At 45.1% G+C, this 16520-nt stretch carries 15 protein-coding genes; 10 read left to right on the top strand and 5 right to left on the bottom strand.

The window, feature by feature from the left end; translation table 11 throughout:
* Nucleotides 1–61: 61 nt before the first annotated feature.
* On the bottom strand, nt 62–433 hold the full coding sequence (locus DC345_RS14235; protein ID WP_113053653.1) for a hypothetical protein: 372 nt from the start codon (nt 431–433) through the stop codon (nt 62–64).
* Nucleotides 434–662: 229 nt separating this feature from the next.
* Between DC345_RS14235 and DC345_RS14240 the strand changes: the two genes are divergently transcribed.
* The 3 genes from DC345_RS14240 (at nt 663) to DC345_RS14250 (ending at nt 4400) form a co-directional block, all read left to right on the top strand.
* Nucleotides 663–2273: a helix-turn-helix domain-containing protein gene (locus DC345_RS14240; RefSeq protein ID WP_258530659.1), complete on the top strand. Its 1611-nt coding sequence runs from the start codon at nt 663–665 to the stop codon at nt 2271–2273.
* Between the two features lie 114 nt (nt 2274–2387).
* On the top strand, nt 2388–3362 hold the full coding sequence (locus tag DC345_RS14245; RefSeq protein WP_113053654.1) for an ABC transporter substrate-binding protein: 975 nt from the start codon (nt 2388–2390) through the stop codon (nt 3360–3362).
* Entirely contained in the window at nt 3363–4400 is a 1038-nt protein-coding gene (locus DC345_RS14250) for an NAD(P)/FAD-dependent oxidoreductase (protein ID WP_113053655.1), read from the top strand.
* A 110-nt stretch (nt 4401–4510) separates the two neighbouring features.
* On the opposite strand, the gene DC345_RS14255 is transcribed toward DC345_RS14250, so the two are convergent.
* Nucleotides 4511–5224: a MerR family transcriptional regulator gene (locus DC345_RS14255; protein ID WP_113053656.1), complete on the bottom strand. Its 714-nt coding sequence runs from the start codon at nt 5222–5224 to the stop codon at nt 4511–4513.
* A gap of 153 nt (nt 5225–5377) precedes the next feature.
* Here DC345_RS14255 and DC345_RS14260 point away from each other — a divergent pair, with 153 nt between their 5' ends.
* Nucleotides 5378–6268 carry an alpha/beta fold hydrolase gene (locus DC345_RS14260; RefSeq protein ID WP_113053657.1) on the top strand — a complete coding sequence of 297 codons (891 nt, stop codon included), beginning with the start codon at nt 5378–5380 and terminating at the stop codon, nt 6266–6268.
* A 23-nt stretch (nt 6269–6291) separates the two neighbouring features.
* On the opposite strand, the gene DC345_RS14265 is transcribed toward DC345_RS14260, so the two are convergent.
* Nucleotides 6292–7059: an isoprenyl transferase gene (locus DC345_RS14265; RefSeq protein WP_220095242.1), complete on the bottom strand. Its 768-nt coding sequence runs from the start codon at nt 7057–7059 to the stop codon at nt 6292–6294.
* 359 nt (nt 7060–7418) lie between these two features.
* On the opposite strand from DC345_RS14265, the gene DC345_RS14270 reads away from it, so the two are divergent.
* Entirely contained in the window at nt 7419–8189 is a 771-nt protein-coding gene (locus tag DC345_RS14270) for an SDR family NAD(P)-dependent oxidoreductase (protein ID WP_113053658.1), read from the top strand.
* Between the two features lie 39 nt (nt 8190–8228).
* On the opposite strand, the gene DC345_RS14275 is transcribed toward DC345_RS14270, so the two are convergent.
* Complete coding sequence (locus DC345_RS14275; protein WP_181586593.1) at nt 8229–8885, bottom strand: TetR/AcrR family transcriptional regulator; 657 nt, start codon at nt 8883–8885, stop codon at nt 8229–8231.
* Nucleotides 8886–9053: 168 nt separating this feature from the next.
* On the opposite strand from DC345_RS14275, the gene DC345_RS14280 reads away from it, so the two are divergent.
* From DC345_RS14280 to DC345_RS14300, 5 genes are all read left to right on the top strand, one after another.
* Nucleotides 9054–9584, top strand: a complete 531-nt coding sequence (locus tag DC345_RS14280; protein WP_397333670.1) for a CueP family metal-binding protein — start codon at nt 9054–9056, stop codon at nt 9582–9584.
* 107 nt (nt 9585–9691) lie between these two features.
* Nucleotides 9692–10333, top strand: coding sequence for a TetR/AcrR family transcriptional regulator (locus DC345_RS14285; RefSeq protein WP_113053661.1), 642 nt, complete (start codon nt 9692–9694; stop codon nt 10331–10333).
* 153 nt (nt 10334–10486) lie between these two features.
* On the top strand, nt 10487–11896 hold the full coding sequence (locus tag DC345_RS14290; RefSeq protein WP_113053662.1) for an alpha/beta hydrolase family protein: 1410 nt from the start codon (nt 10487–10489) through the stop codon (nt 11894–11896).
* Between the two features lie 196 nt (nt 11897–12092).
* Entirely contained in the window at nt 12093–13088 is a 996-nt protein-coding gene (locus DC345_RS14295; protein WP_113053663.1) for an ABC transporter substrate-binding protein, read from the top strand.
* Nucleotides 13085–15133 (top strand): iron ABC transporter permease, encoded by a 2049-nt coding sequence (locus DC345_RS14300; RefSeq protein ID WP_113053664.1) that lies wholly within the window; start codon nt 13085–13087, stop codon nt 15131–15133. Before DC345_RS14295 ends, DC345_RS14300 begins: the two co-directional genes overlap by 4 nt.
* A gap of 119 nt (nt 15134–15252) precedes the next feature.
* On the opposite strand, the gene DC345_RS14305 is transcribed toward DC345_RS14300, so the two are convergent.
* A complete protein-coding gene (locus DC345_RS14305; RefSeq protein ID WP_113053665.1) occupies nt 15253–16437 on the bottom strand; it encodes an aminotransferase class I/II-fold pyridoxal phosphate-dependent enzyme in 1185 nt (394 codons plus the stop codon).
* Nucleotides 16438–16520 lie beyond the last annotated feature (83 nt).

Consider the following 16520-nt stretch of genomic DNA (forward strand, 5'->3'; position numbering starts at 1 on the left):
GCACATACAAGATATGCATCACTGGAATGTTGAACGTATTTCCGTCGGTGAATCTAACAAATTAGATTAATCGGTAGCCGGGAGGAAGCTCTCCGGTTCTTCTAATTTCGCGAATCTGTGCCAGTGTTAACCGCTGATTGGAAGCAATGAGAGACTCCACATCACCTCTGCGCAAGAAGTCATCCAGTTCACGAATGATTCGATTTCCCCGCAATACAACGAAATTGTCACGAAAACGTGAACGATCAAATAACACAAGTGTGGCGTTTGGATTGGTTGAGAAAAATTTCAGACTTTCGATCCCTGTCAGAACAGCATCAAGATCGGCGATTCCGAGGTTGCCGCGATATACTCTTCGAAGCCCTCTGAAATTCTCCTCACTGTACACGGTAAGACGGGGATACGTCTGAGAAATAGAGACCTGTTTATCCATGGGTCATTCCTCCTCTGCTGTTAGACAAACTGTCTGTATGACAGATTGTGATATACCATATGTTGAACAGCAGGTAATGGCTTGGACAATAGTCTTGGAGAGATGAAGTTCATAGATGATATAAATAGTGCTTGATGGAAAAGCATTACGGTGAATTCCATTCCAGTATACAATGCAGGAATGGAAAGAATTTAAACATATAAACCATCAAGAAAGGGGTGGCATACATATGCCCAACAACATAGAGTGGATGGCTCAATGGAAGTCAACTAAGCCACTGACAGACCAATGGATGACTGCGGGAAAGCTGATTCACTTTCCTAGTCATGCTTTACTACTCATCCTCGATGGGAGTGCGAACTGGAATATTAATGGTCATAGGGTTCCGATATCTTATGGTGAGTTAATTGCTGTGCAAGAAAACTCTGTGATCGAAGTGATTGAAGTTGGTAATCTGGATTTGGCCGGATGGCATGTTCAGTTCGATACATATGCGATGTTTCCAGACCGAGGTGAAGTGGAGAAATATGATTGGCATGTACCGTCAGGAGAGACATATCAAAAAGTGAAATTAACCGGTGGCACACTGGCGAGTCTCAGCGAACATTGGAGTGAGAAAGGTTCTCCTGATCCAAATGCCATCCGGGTTAGAAATCAGCATCTGGTGTATGAACTTTTGCAACATGTATACCGTGAGTTGTCGGAAGAGGGGCCAAACGTGGAACGAAGCATTATCCGCTCTGTGGAATACATGCAGCAACATTATGAACAGGTCATCTCCCGAAAGCAATTGTCTGAGGTCGCAGGCATCAGTCCTTGGTATTATTCCCGCAAATTCAGTGAGCGTTATGGAAAGCCGCCTCTGGATTATCTGGCTCAATACAGGATCTATCGTGCTCAAGAGGAGCTGTTATTAACAACGGCTACATCTCAGGACATTGCCAAAAAGACCGGATTTGAGGATGCCCATTATTTCAGTCGTCGTTTCAAACAGTTAACGGGTGTTTCCCCGAGAAATTATGCACACACGCTACCCCAGCGTAAAATCATATGTCTTTCACCGCTTTGTGCGGAGGTGTTGATTCACTTGGGTATTATTCCGCATGCCGTTGTGGTAACTCCCTTGCTATTGCCTGAACATCAACATGAACTATTTGAAACGCATCAGGTGAAGATGTTAAAAGTCTCCCAATATGAGCTGGATGTGGAACTGATGCGGCAGGTTGAGCCCGAATGGATTGTGGGAAATTGTTGGACAGAAGAGATCAAGCAAAGGCTGCGCACAATCGCACCCATCATAACTGGTTTGAATAACGATGTGGAGGCTCTGCTCCATCAACTGGCTAGTTTGTTTCAGCGAGAAGATACAGCCCATAAACTTCATATGCAGATGAAATTGGAAGTAAACGCAGCACAGCAGCAACTGCAGCATTTTGTCCAATCTTCCTCTACCGTGATGGTGCTGAGGGTAGAACCGTTTGGTTATCGATATTTGGGTGGTCATTCTAGTGGGGTATCCCATTTACTGTACGAACAGCTCCGTTTAACTTTGCCAAAGCCGCTGCAATCAGGGGAGGTGTGGTTTAATCCTTGCTCACTCGACTTGTTAGTCAAAGCCAATCCCGATTACCTGTTTGTGGAGAAACGAGTCATGCAGCACTTTAGTGCTGAAGAAAATATGAACAAGTTAGTGGAGAGCACTCAATGGAATGACTTGAAGGCTGTAAAAAACAACAGGGTATTTCTTGTGGATACTCGCCTGTGGGTGGATGGCCGCGGAATTATTGGAAACCAAATGATTTTGAATCAAATTGTGAATAGCCTCGTCACCAATGTCTGATAGAGCACAATAATCCAACTGAATACGCACCATCTCCTATGGAAGGATCTCTTCCTATTTGCTAGTATTTGATAATAATTATCATTATCAATATACATAAGGGGCGAGTAGATCATGTCACGAAGGTTTAAAGGTTTAGGAATGGTGCTGTTGGCGCTAAATTTGGTGCTTTCCGCCTGTTCCGGTACTTCTAATCAGGAAGTGGAAGCTTCAGCAATAATGGCAGGGGAAAATGAAACGAAGGTTGTTCGGGATCAGTTCGGAGAGGTGACGATCCCTACCAATCCTCAAAATATGCTTGTACTGGATTCCATCTATGCCGAGTACTTGATTGAGATGGGCGTTACACCGCAGATGGTTATATTTGTTCCGGAGATTGAACCGGAATATCGTGCGTCTTATTTTGAGGAACAGGGGGTACAAATGATTGAAGCTGAACAATATCAATATAATTATGAACAATTGCTGACGTTGTCACCAGATATGATTGTTACCGCAGGCGTAGGCATGGAACAAGGCGTTTATGATGAACTATCCAAGATTGCTCCAACGGTGGCTTTGGATTCCAACAGTGAAATGCAGATTGCCATGCCGAAGCTGGCTGCTGTCTTTGACAAGACAGAGGAATCTGCCAAAGTGCTGGCTGAATTTGATGAGAAGGCGAAGCAGGCACAGAAGAAAATTTCTCAAGCCATCGGTGACAAAACAGTGCTTGTTCTTCGAGTGGAACACAATCGTTACCGTTTTATGGGTCCCAAAGGAGGCAGCAGCAGCGTCTTTTTCTATGATACTTTGGGTCTTAACAGCCCCGAGGTGATCAAAGACTCTACAGATTGGTTTAGCCAGTTTTCCCTGGAATTTTTGCCGGAAATGAACCCGGATTATATTTTTCTAGAAGACAGGACGCTGAAAGGCTATGATACGAAGGAATCCATGGACAATCTGAAAGAAAGCAAAGTGTGGGCGAGCTTGAACGCAGTGAAAGACAATCATGTCTTTCCGCTGAAAACGAGTGATTTTGTAACAGGTGTGGGTCCTATTGGATCGGCCAAGCTGTTGGATTATGTCGTTGGAAAGTTGGTACCCTAGATGAATACTGGAGCGGAGCAGCAATTGGACATTTACGATATAACGATTGTTGGTGGCGGACCTGCAGGAATGTATGCTGCATTTTACAGCGGGATGAGAGCCATGCGTACCAAAATCATTGAAGCCAAAGAGGAATTGGGCGGGTTTATGCGTACGTACCCGGAGAAGCTGATCTGGGATGTAGGTGGAGTTGATCCGATTCGTTGTGAGAAATTGATCGATTCCCTGGAAAGACAGGCAAGAACCTTCGATCCAACTATTGTATTCGGCCAGGAAATTGCTCAGATGGAACGACGCCATGATCAAGTGTTTGTACTCACCTCAAAGACAGGGGAACGTCACTACACGCGAACGATCTTGTTATGTGCAGGCAGAGGCATGACGCAGGTTCAAAAGCTGGATATTGAAGGCGCAAATCGGTACGAGCTGACGAATCTACACTATACCATTACGGATCTGTCCAGATTCAAGGATAAACGTGTGTTAATCTCGGGAGGCGGAGATTCCGCAATAGATTGGGCGAATGAAATGGAGAGATTGGCGCGGGAGGTCATTGTAGTGCACAGACGACAGGAGTTTACGGCACATGAACTGCCAGTTGCCCAGATGAAAGCTTTTGCCCAAGTCTTAACCCCTTACAGCATCTCTCGCTTATATGGTACAGGAGACAAAATAGGTCGTGTTGAACTCGCCCATGTAGACAATGGTGACATCCTGCCGATTGAAGTGGATGAAGTGATTGTAAGTCATGGATACGATCGTGATTTTGGTAACCTGGTCCATTGGGGACTGGAACGTGAAGATTACGGTATCTCGGTTGATCAGCGAATGTGCACAAGTCAGCCGGGAATATTCGGAGCAGGTGATTTCATTACCTATGGAAGCAAAGTCCGTCTTATTGCTGGTGCATTTAATGATGCTGTACTCGCAGTAAACAGCGCTAAACTCTATCTGGAGCCAGCCGCCTCAGATATGGCAGGGGTATCGTCCCATAATGCAAGGTTCTTTGAGAAAAACAAAGCCATATCTACCCTGTAAAGTAGCATGTGTAGAATGTAAAATAATATAAAAAGCCCGACCCGTGTTGAGAATTCTCGAACATGGTTGGGCTTTTTTTATTAAAACTTTCATGCTCAACTAACCATAAGTTAATCCTGTGGTTCCTGATGTAATTCAATATATGTCATAAGTTCCTTCACTCCTGCAAATTGCAGGGTTAGTTGACTATTAAGCTTTTGCAAGGCTAGTTGAAAGGCTTTATTAATCTGTGTATAATCCTGCGTGCCGACAGTGTTCAGAAGCTCTTTCATATGTTCAATGTAGTAGACGGATTTTCTTAAACTGCTGATGACCAATATCTTTCTTAATTCGGCTCGGGTATACATTCGATAACCGTTGTCAGGGTCTCTTTCCGAGCAAATCAAGCCTTCGGTTTCCCAATGTCTGATAGCAGAAGTGTTGACCCCGGCTGCTTCGGCAGCTTTTCCAATCGTCATGGTATCCAGCGTTCCACCCTTTATATCGTTAGCAAAATCCACCTGTTGCACCATGTTCCAAATGTCTTCCATTCGTTGCTTCTCCAGTTGGCTATTGTACAGCTGCTGGTTTATAAGCCAGAGGGCATCCATCGCATTGCCCTGTTTTACTTTTCTCATAACTTCGTATACAACGGGAATCTCGTACCCTTTCAATAATAAACGAATGGCAACAAACGCCTGAAGATGAACAGGGGTATAGTACCTGTGATTGCTGGCGGTCCGTGGAACGTCAGGAATAAGGTTCTCCTTTTCATACCGTCGAAGTGTAGTTGTACTTATATCCAGCCTTGTGGCAATCTGCCCAGGTGTATATGCTCGGTTCATGCTTCTTCTCCTCATGCTTCAAGTAAAACCTTCAAGTGCTACACTAACATACATCGCGCCAAAGTCCATATTTTATCCACATTTTATAATGAAAACCGGAAGATTGCATCCATGTTATACACTGAGGGTATCAACAGTAAAGGACTGGTTTAATTGCAGAAAATGATTACATTGTTAAATGGCTCGCAGCTTGAAGTGGGTCTGACGGGAGCACAAGATCGTAGCGTCATTATGCTGCCCATAGCCAAAAAGTCCGTAACCGGACAAGAAGCCGAAACCCTAAAGTTATGGGGTGTTGATCCTGAATTGGGTGCAAAGTTTATCGACGGACTTTCCGATGAATATCAGATCCTGCATTTTGATTATGAAGGCCACTATATGGCAGATCCCCATCCGGAACATTTTACGCCCGAATATATCGCTCAGGATTTGTTACGAATTGCAGATCAGATGAATGTGAATCGATTTAGTTACTATGGATACTCTTGGCTGGCTCTCGTGGGGCTGCAGCTCGCCCTTCGGACTGACCGTATGGCAAGTCTCATTATGGGAGGATTCCCGCCATACAAAGGGCCGTATGATGAAATGCGAGTAGTGACCACAAAGACTTATGAGGGAGCATTGAAACAGCATGAAGAATTGGGAGAAATACATTCAGCAGAAGCTCTAATGAAAGCAGAAGAATTGAGCCCGGATCAATTGGATTGGGACAACGTGGAATTAAAGATCGATCCGGCTCAAACAAAACAATTTGTGACCTTGTATCAAGGTTTAATTGATTTCGATGATCAACGTATTCATACTCAGCTGAATATGCCCAGATTGGCTTTTGCAGGAGAGAAAGATACGATTGTGTACGGTGAGAAATTTGGCAGTGTGACGGTGGATATCGCTGGACGATTGCAAAAGCATAAACCCATTCTTGAGAACTTCGGCTGGACCGTCGAAATCATCAAGGGAGCGGATATGGATCACACCAAAGCGATGCAGCCCAGTACCGTTCTACCTATTATCCTTCCCTGGTTAAAAGCTCAGTTAAGCTGAGGATCGGCAAAAACAAGTTGATATTACTGTGTTACATCGTCTAAAGCTCTTTGTTTGCGCTGCTGATAATCCAGGATGGATTCGTATAACAATTGCTCGTTGAAATCCGGCCACATTACGTCCGTAAACCAGAGCTCGGAATAAGCGGCTTGCCATAATAGGAAATTGCTTAACCGTTTCTCCCCACTGGTTCGGATTAGCAGATCGGGGGCAGGATTGAGTCCGGTATACAAAAACTTTTCGAATTCCGCCTCGGAGATTTCCGAGGTTTCTTTTTCTTCATTGTTTTCTACGATGTATGTTTTGATCGCTTGCACAATATCGTTTTTACCTCCATAATTCATCGCAAAATACACAGCCATCCCGCTGTTCGTTTGGGTTAGTTCCACCACTTTGCGCATCGCTTCCTGTGTTTCTTCTGGGAATTTTGAGATATCACCAATAAAATTAACTTTGATATTATTCTGATTCAGTTCCTGAACAGTTGTATCCTGTACAAATTCGACCACCAAACTAATGATGTAGTCGACCTCTTCCTTGGGCCTTTTCCAGTTTTCTGTAGAGAAGGCGTACAGCGTGAGTGAAGCAATCCCGTTTTTGTGGCACATGCTTATCGTTTCCCGCATCGTCTGCATTCCTGCATAGTGCCCAGCACTTCGAGGCAAGCCTCTTCTTGTCGCCCATCTTCCATTTCCATCCATCATAATTGCAATATGTTTAGGGACTAATCCGTTCCAGTCGATGGAATGGATAGTATTTGGTTTTTCTTTATGTACACGGTACCACTTCAATTGAAATTCCTCCTGCTCAAGCTAGAATAAGTTAGGAACGTATAATGGATTCAAATGTTTAAAGTGATTTCCATAATTTATGATTATTATATAGGATTGCACAGGGACAAGCCATGATAGGTTTACAATGTCACCAAGAAGCAGCAGGATCACCTTGATGTTAAAACAACAAATAACCCTGCATCTGTGGGATTACTTACAGGGAATGAACAAAGCTGCACCCAACTATCGGTTATCCTACAAAAACCTGCTCGTTTGCTGATTGAAAGAGCTTTCATTTCATCCGTATACTAAAGGTGTCAACAAGGTCGGATGTGTCTTGAATGGCATCCATCTTTATTTGGAAAGGGTGATTGGACATGGGAAGATTAACTGGAAAAGTTGCAATTATAACTGGAGCGGCAAGCGGTATGGGATTGGCTGGGGCTCAATTGTTTGCCAGAGAAGGAGCAAAGGTAGTGGCTACCGATGTAGCGATTGACGCTTTGCAGGAACAAGTGAAACAGATCGTAGCTGACGGCGGCGAAGCGATTGCATTAAAGCTGGATGTATCCAGTCCGGAATCATGGAATGCAGTTGTGGAAGAAACCGTCGCAAACTATGGCAAAATTGATATTCTGGTCAACAATGCCGGCATTCACATTGCCAAAGGCATTCTGGAAGCAGAATTGGAAGATTGGGACAAGGTCATGTCCATTAACGGTACTGGTGTATGGCTGGGAATGAAGGCGGTTATCCCTTATATGCAGCAAAATGGACAAGGCTCCATCGTAAATACGTCCTCCATCGCTGCCATCATTGGGGGAATCGCCGATGCCCAGGGCGCAGCATACAGTGCTTCCAAGGGATCTGTGCGTTCACTGACCAAACATGGTGCACAGTGGTTCGCCAAAGATAACATTCGTGTGAACTCTGTACATCCAGGGGCTGTGTTTACCGGCATGGTGGAAAAAGCGGGCATCAAGTCCCAAGTGGAGATGGGAGAGCATTACAAAAATCTAGCCCCACTGCCTCCGCATGCCGGAGAGTCCATGGATATCGCCTATGCTTACTTGTTCTTAGCTTCTGATGAATCCAAATTCATCACGGGTGTAGAGCTGCCAGTGGATGGTGGCTGGATCAGCAACTAACAGCAGATTGATGGAAGCATTCAAAGAGGTACTGGTTTCTCAGTTGTCATGAGAGACGGTGCCTCTTTCCATTTCATCCAATGATGGATTCAGATTCGAACGGTAAACTTCATTGGAGCGATTCATGCGTGTAAATTCCAGTAGCTGCTCCGCCATATAGGAGGCACTGTATTTGAAATTGCTTTGCACCCATCCTGTAATCAAACCAAGAACTGCATTGGCCTGATAACAGGCAAGAAGTTCCTTGTTCACTCGGGGGTCTGGCGACATATCGGTTACATCCTCCAGATACAGAGTTTTGAGCGTTTCATAGAGTGTATCCCGAAAACCCGAGAGCGTGTTTGTGTTCACCAGCAAGGCATAGAAGGTGGCATGGCCAAGAACATGGTCGAAAATTTTGATCGCTGAAGCGTTCAGGTCCATGATTCCGAAATCCTGGTAGTGCTGGTAAGGAGCACGGTAGGCGAAGATCAGATCTGCCATCACGTCTTTCAAAATTTCATTGAGCAAGTCTTCTCTATATACATAATGTTTGTAAAAGGTACTGCGATTCACATCGGCCAATTTCACGATATCGGTAATGGTAATACTCTCGAATGGCTTGCGCGACATCCATTCTAACAATGAGGCTTTCAGGGCCTGTTTGGATCTGTGGACTCTGCGATCCATGTCGGGTATAGATAGGGATTTATGCATTATACACATCCTCCTTTGCTGATCAATGATACATCTAACATAATGCGAATGAAGCATACAAATATGTGAATAAATGGTGAATTACATGCGCTTTCAGTCCATGATGGTTCGTTCTCCATTATAATAAACCAAAACGGACGAGGAGATGAACTCCAGTTGAAAAAACAAATGTGGATCATTGCCAGCTTTGTGGTTGTAATTGTGTTGGGGGCTTATCTGATTGCAAGCAATGTGGGGACAGAAGAAGCAGGTAACACCGAAGCGCCCAATATCAAGAAATTAGTAGAAGATATCAGTACAGGCAAGGAGAAACCGGAATCGGCCTCCATTAATGCCACCCAGTTAATCGTCACGGATAAAGGTAACCAAACGACAACCTACGACTTGCCTGAAAAGGAGTTTTTCCTTTCCATTGCACCCTATGTGGAACAGACTCATCCCTGTGCAATTCATAGCCTGACCGGATGTCAGGGTGAAATGAAAAATAAGAACTTCATTGTGACTATCCATGACTCCGAAGGGAATACGCTTATGAAGGATACTGAGATGAAGGCTGGTTCCAACGGTTTTATGGATATCTGGTTAGCTAGAGATAAGTCATACCTCATCCGTGTGGTGCATGATGGAAAGGTTGCAGAGACACAGCTATCTACTTATGAAGAAGATAATACGTGTATCACAACGATGCAGTTGAGTTAAAACGTTGTAAAGAGAAAGACGCTTGATCGTCTCTCTCCGGTTTGACAAAACGTATAAATTCATTTACGATTCAGATACATTTAAATGAATGTATATGGGGAGTTTATATGGCGAGAAATAAATATCCGGAAGTTACAAGAAGGCGCATTATGGAATCGGCTGTGAGATTGTTTACCCTTAACGGGTACAACAATGTATCCATTCAGGATATTGTGAATGATGTAGGAGACATTACTCGAGGTGCATTCTATCATCATTTCAAAACACTCGCAGATGTGATCCAGGCGGTAACCAAAGAAACCATGGCCGAAAAAAGTGTATTTCACGAAGCTACTGATCTGGCCAGCTTAAATGCACTGGAACGTCTAAGACAGGGCGTATCCTTTTCCATTTTGCAAAGCATCAAGGAAGGGGACCTGTCGAATGTTTCTTCCAATATGCATTCAGCTGAATTTGTATTTAGCCGGATTACAGAAGGGGCAAGAGTGGTTGCTCCTGGCATCAAAAGAATCATTGAGGATGGAAACAGGGACGGTTCCATGCAAGTCGCCTACCCCAAACAAGCAGCGGAAACCTTTACGATACTGTTTGATATCTGGATGAATCCAGGCATATTCGAAGTCAGTCGAGAAGAATTTTTGCAGAAAATAGAGCATATCCGTTTGCTGTTTGAAGGTGTTGGCATATCACTTGTGAATGAGGATCTGAAAGGTGTATTTATTCAATTGTTTGATGCGGTAGAAAAATAGGCTACATGTTGTAGCTTATTATTTTACTTATATACATTCATTTGAATGTAAGTGCTTTATATGCTGGTCTTCATTCTATCATCGTAGCTGAATCAAAAAAAATTTACCCATATACATTCATTTGAATGTATAACTGCTTAAGGAGATTGCGATATGAAATTAACCGAGATACTATTTGTAGCTATACTTATTCTATCGAGCCTTTTATTTACGTTTAGACAACGAGGTGTAACGAGAAACAACGTCATCATTCTGGGTGTAGACTACCTTGCTTTATTGACAACCCTGATTGCAGTGGGGGCTAACTGGCGCATGATTCCGGCGTATATGATGCTGATCGCTGTTACATTGCAGGTATTTATTAAGCACAAAGCCATAGAGGTATCCCGCAAAAAAGCAGTGAAGCTGCTAAAGGGAACGGGTATTATCTTTGCCACCATTCTCATGTTTGCCTTACCGATACTCTTTCCAATTCTGACTTTTGCTGCGCCTACAGGACCGTATGCGGTAGGAACGCAGTCTTTTCATCTGATAGATACAAGTCGAAAAGAGCTGGTTGTCCCCAACCACCAGGTGCACCGGGAATTAATGGTACAGGTCTATTATCCGGCGGAAAAGAATACAGGTGAACCGGCTCCATATCATGCAGATATAAAAGCACTGAGTAAGCAATTATCGGTAACTCAAGGATTTCCGTATATTGCAACCACTCATCTTGGGTTGACCAAAACCCATTCATTTACCCAAGCAGTGCCTGTGCAAACGGACAGTAAGTTCCCCTTACTTCTGTTCGCACAGGGAATGAGTCTTTACGGACAACAAAATACATTCCAATTGGAGGAGCTGGCCAGTCACGGCTATGTTATCGTGGCGCTCAACTTTACGGGTGATGCCGCAACAACTGTTTTCCCTGATGGGGATCAGGTAGATTTTACACCCATTGAGAACACAATAACCTTCTTGAATGAACGTATTCATATTTGGGAACAGGATGTATCCTTTGTTCTGGATGAAGTGATCGGCGGCGATTTTGACGAAGCATTCAAGCCCATTGCAGCGATGATCAACCCGGAGCAGATTGGCATGCTGGGTCACTCCTTTGGCGGTGCGACATCGGCCCAAATGCTGGTTAAGGATGAGAGGGTCAAGGCAGCGATCGATATGGATGGCGGATTATACGGTGGTCCCATGCCAATAGCTGGTCCTGGAAAGCCGTTTCTGTTATTGAATTCCGAGGCTTCCATTCGATTCATGGAAGAGGCCAATAAGGGAGAGCCCGGGAATAGGGATGAGCTGTTTGCCGAGGCTTACCTTCGCAATCAAACGATTGAGAAACCGGGTGTATATACGGCCACCATTCCTAAAACCAATCACGGGAGTTATACCGACCTAGCTGGCGTATCTCCAATCATTAATGAAGCAGGAGCCGATGTATCAGCCAATTTCCAACTTATTAATGAATTATCGCTGAGCTTCTTTGATCAGCATCTCAAAGGAATAACCGACCATACTCTGGATGACATTCGGACCGCGCATCCTGAAATTAACTTAATCAAGTATTAGATTAATTACAGTTAAGAGAGCCCGCCTTGAATGCGGGTTCTGTCATTTTTCTGTTTATGCAGTGACAGGGAAGATATTGCAAATGAAAAATAATCATGCTTTTGAATTGACAAAATCGCAATCCTACGGGATAATCCATTAGTGATAATGATAATTGTTATCATATAAATACATATAAATAGGGGAGAAGTAGGATATGAAAAAAAGCTTAAACGGATTTTTACTGCTGACGGTTTTGGCGCTTGCTCTGACAGGTTGCGGTAAAGCCAACAGCACAACAGATACAAATGAAAATGCCTCTTCCGGCAGCACGCCGACTGAAGAGACAGCAGGTCCTGTTACAGTTAAACATAGTGGTGGAGAACTCAAACTGGACAAACCCGCTAAGAGAGTTGTTACGCTGGAATGGACATATACGGAAGATGTAGTAGCACTGGGTGTTCAGCCAGTAGGTAGTGCAGACAACGCCAACTATAAAGTCTATGTGACTCCCGAAGCAGCTCTGGATGACACGGTGACGGATGTTGGAACACGTGACGAGCCAAATCTGGAGGCGATTGCAGCTTTGAAGCCGGATCTGATTATCGCCAATTCAAATTCGAATATCTATGATCAGCTCAATGCCATTGCACCAACGCTTGAATATGATCTGTATACGGGTGATGGCTATACTTATGACAAAATGACGGAAACGTTCAACAATATCGCGGTAGCTCTTGGAAAAGAAGACCAAGCGAAGAAGGTACTCGATGAACTCGATCAGCATTATGCAGAAGCCAAAGATAAACTTGCTGCTGCCGACAAATCGGAATTCCATTATGTACTGACACAAGCATTTACGTATCAAAATGCAGCAAGTCTTCGCATGTTTACCGATAACGCTGTCGTAATTGGCACGTTGGCGAAGGTTGGACTGGTTAACGACTGGCAGCCGGACAAGATTGAAGGGTATGGTTTCTCAACGGTGGGTATTGAATCCCTACCTGCTGTTCAGGACAGCAACTTCATCTACATCACACAACCGGATGATGACGTTTTTGGCACAGCAATGAAAGACAATTCAGTCTGGAAAGGTCTGAATTTTGTCAAAGATAAACGCACTTATCAACTGGATAGCACAACATGGACGTTCGGTGGACCTATCTCGTCCAAAGCTCTGGTTGACGGGGTTGTTGGAGCGATTACCCAATGAGTTCGGTCCAACATTCCCGACCAGTGTTTAACTGGCGTACATTAAGCATTTATGGGGGCGGTCTAACCGCTCTCATCGTGCTTTTTTTTGTAAGCCTGTGTTATGGAGAAGCTTCAATTCCACTCCATACGGTTGTAGATTCACTTATGGGCAGGCAGGACACACTGGAACATAATATGATCTGGGATCTGCGCATGCCGCGAACGGTAATTGGTATACTCGCTGGAGGGGCGCTTGCTGTTGCTGGTTCGTTGTTACAGACCATTACACGCAATCCGCTCGCGGCGTCTGACACACTCGGCATCAATGCGGGGGCCTATTTTGTTGTGGTGTTGGGAACGATTTTTTTCCCAGGGTTGATGCAGCAATCGCCTTTCCTTTTCGCCGTGCTCGGTGGATTACTGGCAGCTGCCGCAGCGTACTTCATGGGCGGGGGGAGGACGTCAAGTCCAGTACGACTTGCGCTCTCCGGCATGATTGTATCGATGGTACTTGGTTCTTTTACAAGCGCGCTGCATATTTTCTTCTCTCAGGAGACTCAGGCATTATTTCTATGGGGATCAGGAACGCTTGTTCAGAATGACTGGAGCGGTGTAATTTACGCATGGCCTTGGGTCATTGGAATTACGATCGTTGCCCTGGTTTTATCCCGGCAGTGGGATATGTTGGAGTTGGATGAATCAACTGCTTCTTCACTCGGGCAAAAAGTAGGCATGGCCCGTGCCACTGGGTTGATTATTGCTGTGTTGCTGGCAGCGGTTATTGTCAGTGTAATTGGGCCAATTGGCTTTGTGGGTTTGGTGGCACCTCATCTGGTTCGATTGAGTGGAATTCGTTCCAATCGATTGTTATTGCCTGGTGTTTTCTTGTGGGGCGCAGCACTGCTGGTCGGTGCAGACGTGCTTGCCAAGATGGTTCATAACTCCAGTCTGGAGTTGCCGACAGGGGCCGTGATGGCAATCATTGGTGCACCATGGCTGATCTGGCTTGTACTTACACGAATGAAGGCAGCAAATGGATCAGGCATGTCTACCTCAATGAGCACAGGAGCACGTTCTCGTCGCTGGGCATTTGGCCCTATTGCTATTATCTTTACGGTACTAACGTTAGTATTGGTTCTCCTTAGTACGATGTTTGGTGGGATGCGCATTCCAATGGCCGATCTTCTGCCAAGCCTGTTTCAATCGGATGGGCTATACTCGGCCATTGTTCAGCTTCGCATTCCGCGTACTCTTGTCGCCGCAGGTGCAGGTGCTGCGCTGGCGATCAGCGGTGTGCTTATTCAGATGGCCGTCCGCAACCCGCTTGCTGACGCGTCCATCGTGGGCGTGTCGTCAGGCGCAGGCTTGGGTGCGATGATGGTCATCATTCTATGGCCTGGTCTTCCAGTGTTCTTGCTGCCTATCGCGGCGATTGTTGGCGCAGGTATCGCTGCAGCAATCGTATTCTCTTTATCCTGGAAGAAGGGTCTCAATCCTTCTGCAGTTGTATTGTTGGGTATCGCCATGTCTGCAATTGCAGGCGCAGGCATTCAGGTTCTGATTGTTCGCGGCGCTGTATATGGCAGTAGCGGCTTTATCTGGCTGACAGGCAGTACTTATGCACGTACGTGGGATCAAGTGAAGATCATTGGGGTATTCCTATTGATTTTGATTCCGCTTGCGTGGTGGCTGGCGCGAAGATTCGAACTGTTGGTATTCGACGATAATAGTGCTTCAGGTCTTGGCTTGAGTGTTCGTCGGACACGTCTGCTGGCTATGACCGTTGGTGTTTTGCTTGCCGCAGGTGCAGTCGCCTGTGTGGGAACGGTTGGATTTATCGGGCTGATCGCTCCACATATGGTCCGTCTATTGACGGGAAACAAATTAAGACGGTCAATGTTTCTGTCGGCTTTGGTCGGTGCAGTGATGCTGGTGCTGGCGGATACAATCGGAAGGACTGTTATGGCACCAACCGAGATTCCATCCGGGTTGTTGATTGCGATTATTGGAACGCCGTATTTCCTCTATTTAATGTACCGTTCCAACTGGCGCAAATCGGCCTAAACTTTCGATCCTAAATAAAAAAATCCCCTCTGGATTTCAGTGTTGAGTTCATGTAAACATGTTCTCTCTCATTGCTTACCTAGAGGGGATATTTCTTATGATAGCTTTTTTCATTCGTGTTATAAATTAGTTGTTTTTTCTCTTAGCATTCCACTGTTATCTACCGATTGGATCGCTTGCTGCAACGTCTCTTTATCCTGAACCAAAGCGAATCTCACATATCCTTCACCCGAAGGTCCGAAGGCACTCCCGGGCGTTACGATTACACCCGCTTGTGTTACCAAATCCATGGCAAACTGTTCCGAGGTATCGTAGTGGTCTGGAATCTGACTCCAGATGAACATGCTGGCTTCGGGTTTGGCAATATGCCAACCGAGGTTGGTGAATCCTTCGCAAAGAATATCTCTACGCTCCGCGTAGATATCTCTGACCCGCTCAACTTCACTCTGATCCCCTGTGATTGCAGCAATGGCAGCTTTCTGAATTGGAAGAAACATGCCGTAATCCATGTTGGATTTCAGCTTTTTAAGCACGGATACCACATCAGGGTTCCCCACACAAAAGCCGATCCGCGCCCCAGCCAATCCATAGGTTTTGGATAACGAGTTGAATTCAATGCCTACATCCATCGCGCCGGGATAAGCAAGGAAACTACCGCATGTTTTCCCATCGAACACCAGCTCGCTGTATGCATTGTCATGAAGAACGATAATGTCATATTTCTTGGCAAACTCAATCAGATCGAGATAGAACTGATCGGGTGCCATTGCTGTCGTGGGATTGTTCGGATAGGAAACAAGCATGAATTTTGCTTTGCGCGCAACAGCTTCAGGAATGTCCTGAATTTGAATAACATAACCATGTTCTTCTTTTTGGGGCATATAATACAGTTCGGCTCCTGCAAGTAGAGGTCCATCTGCAAAGACTGGATAACAAGGATCGGGTACAAGGACCAGATCTCCTTCATCAACGATCGCCAACGAAATGTGGGCGAGACCTTCCTGTGATCCAAGCAAGGAACAAATTTGGGTTTTCGGGTTCAGTTCAACATGGTAACGGCGCTTGTACCATTCACTGACTGCTTGTAGCAATTCGCTCTGATCATTTACAGCATATGTATAGTTTGAAGCAACTGCTGCTGCCTCGCATAAAGCCGTCATGATATGTTGGGCTGGGGGAATATTGGGTGTGCCTACACTTAGATCGATGACAGGTTCTCCATTCTCCAGTCGTTGCCTCTTGATTTCCAGCAAACGTGTGAATATCCCCTCACTGAAATGTTCCATTCGTTTAGCAAACTTCATGATGATTATCCTCCATCCTGATCTCCCCTTGGGGAATAACACTTGGAGGTATTATAGCAGAGTTTTCAGGTGATAAGTAACCA

This window comes from Paenibacillus taichungensis (assembly GCF_003287275.1).
GTDB classification, from domain to species: domain Bacteria; phylum Bacillota; class Bacilli; order Paenibacillales; family Paenibacillaceae; genus Paenibacillus; species Paenibacillus taichungensis_A.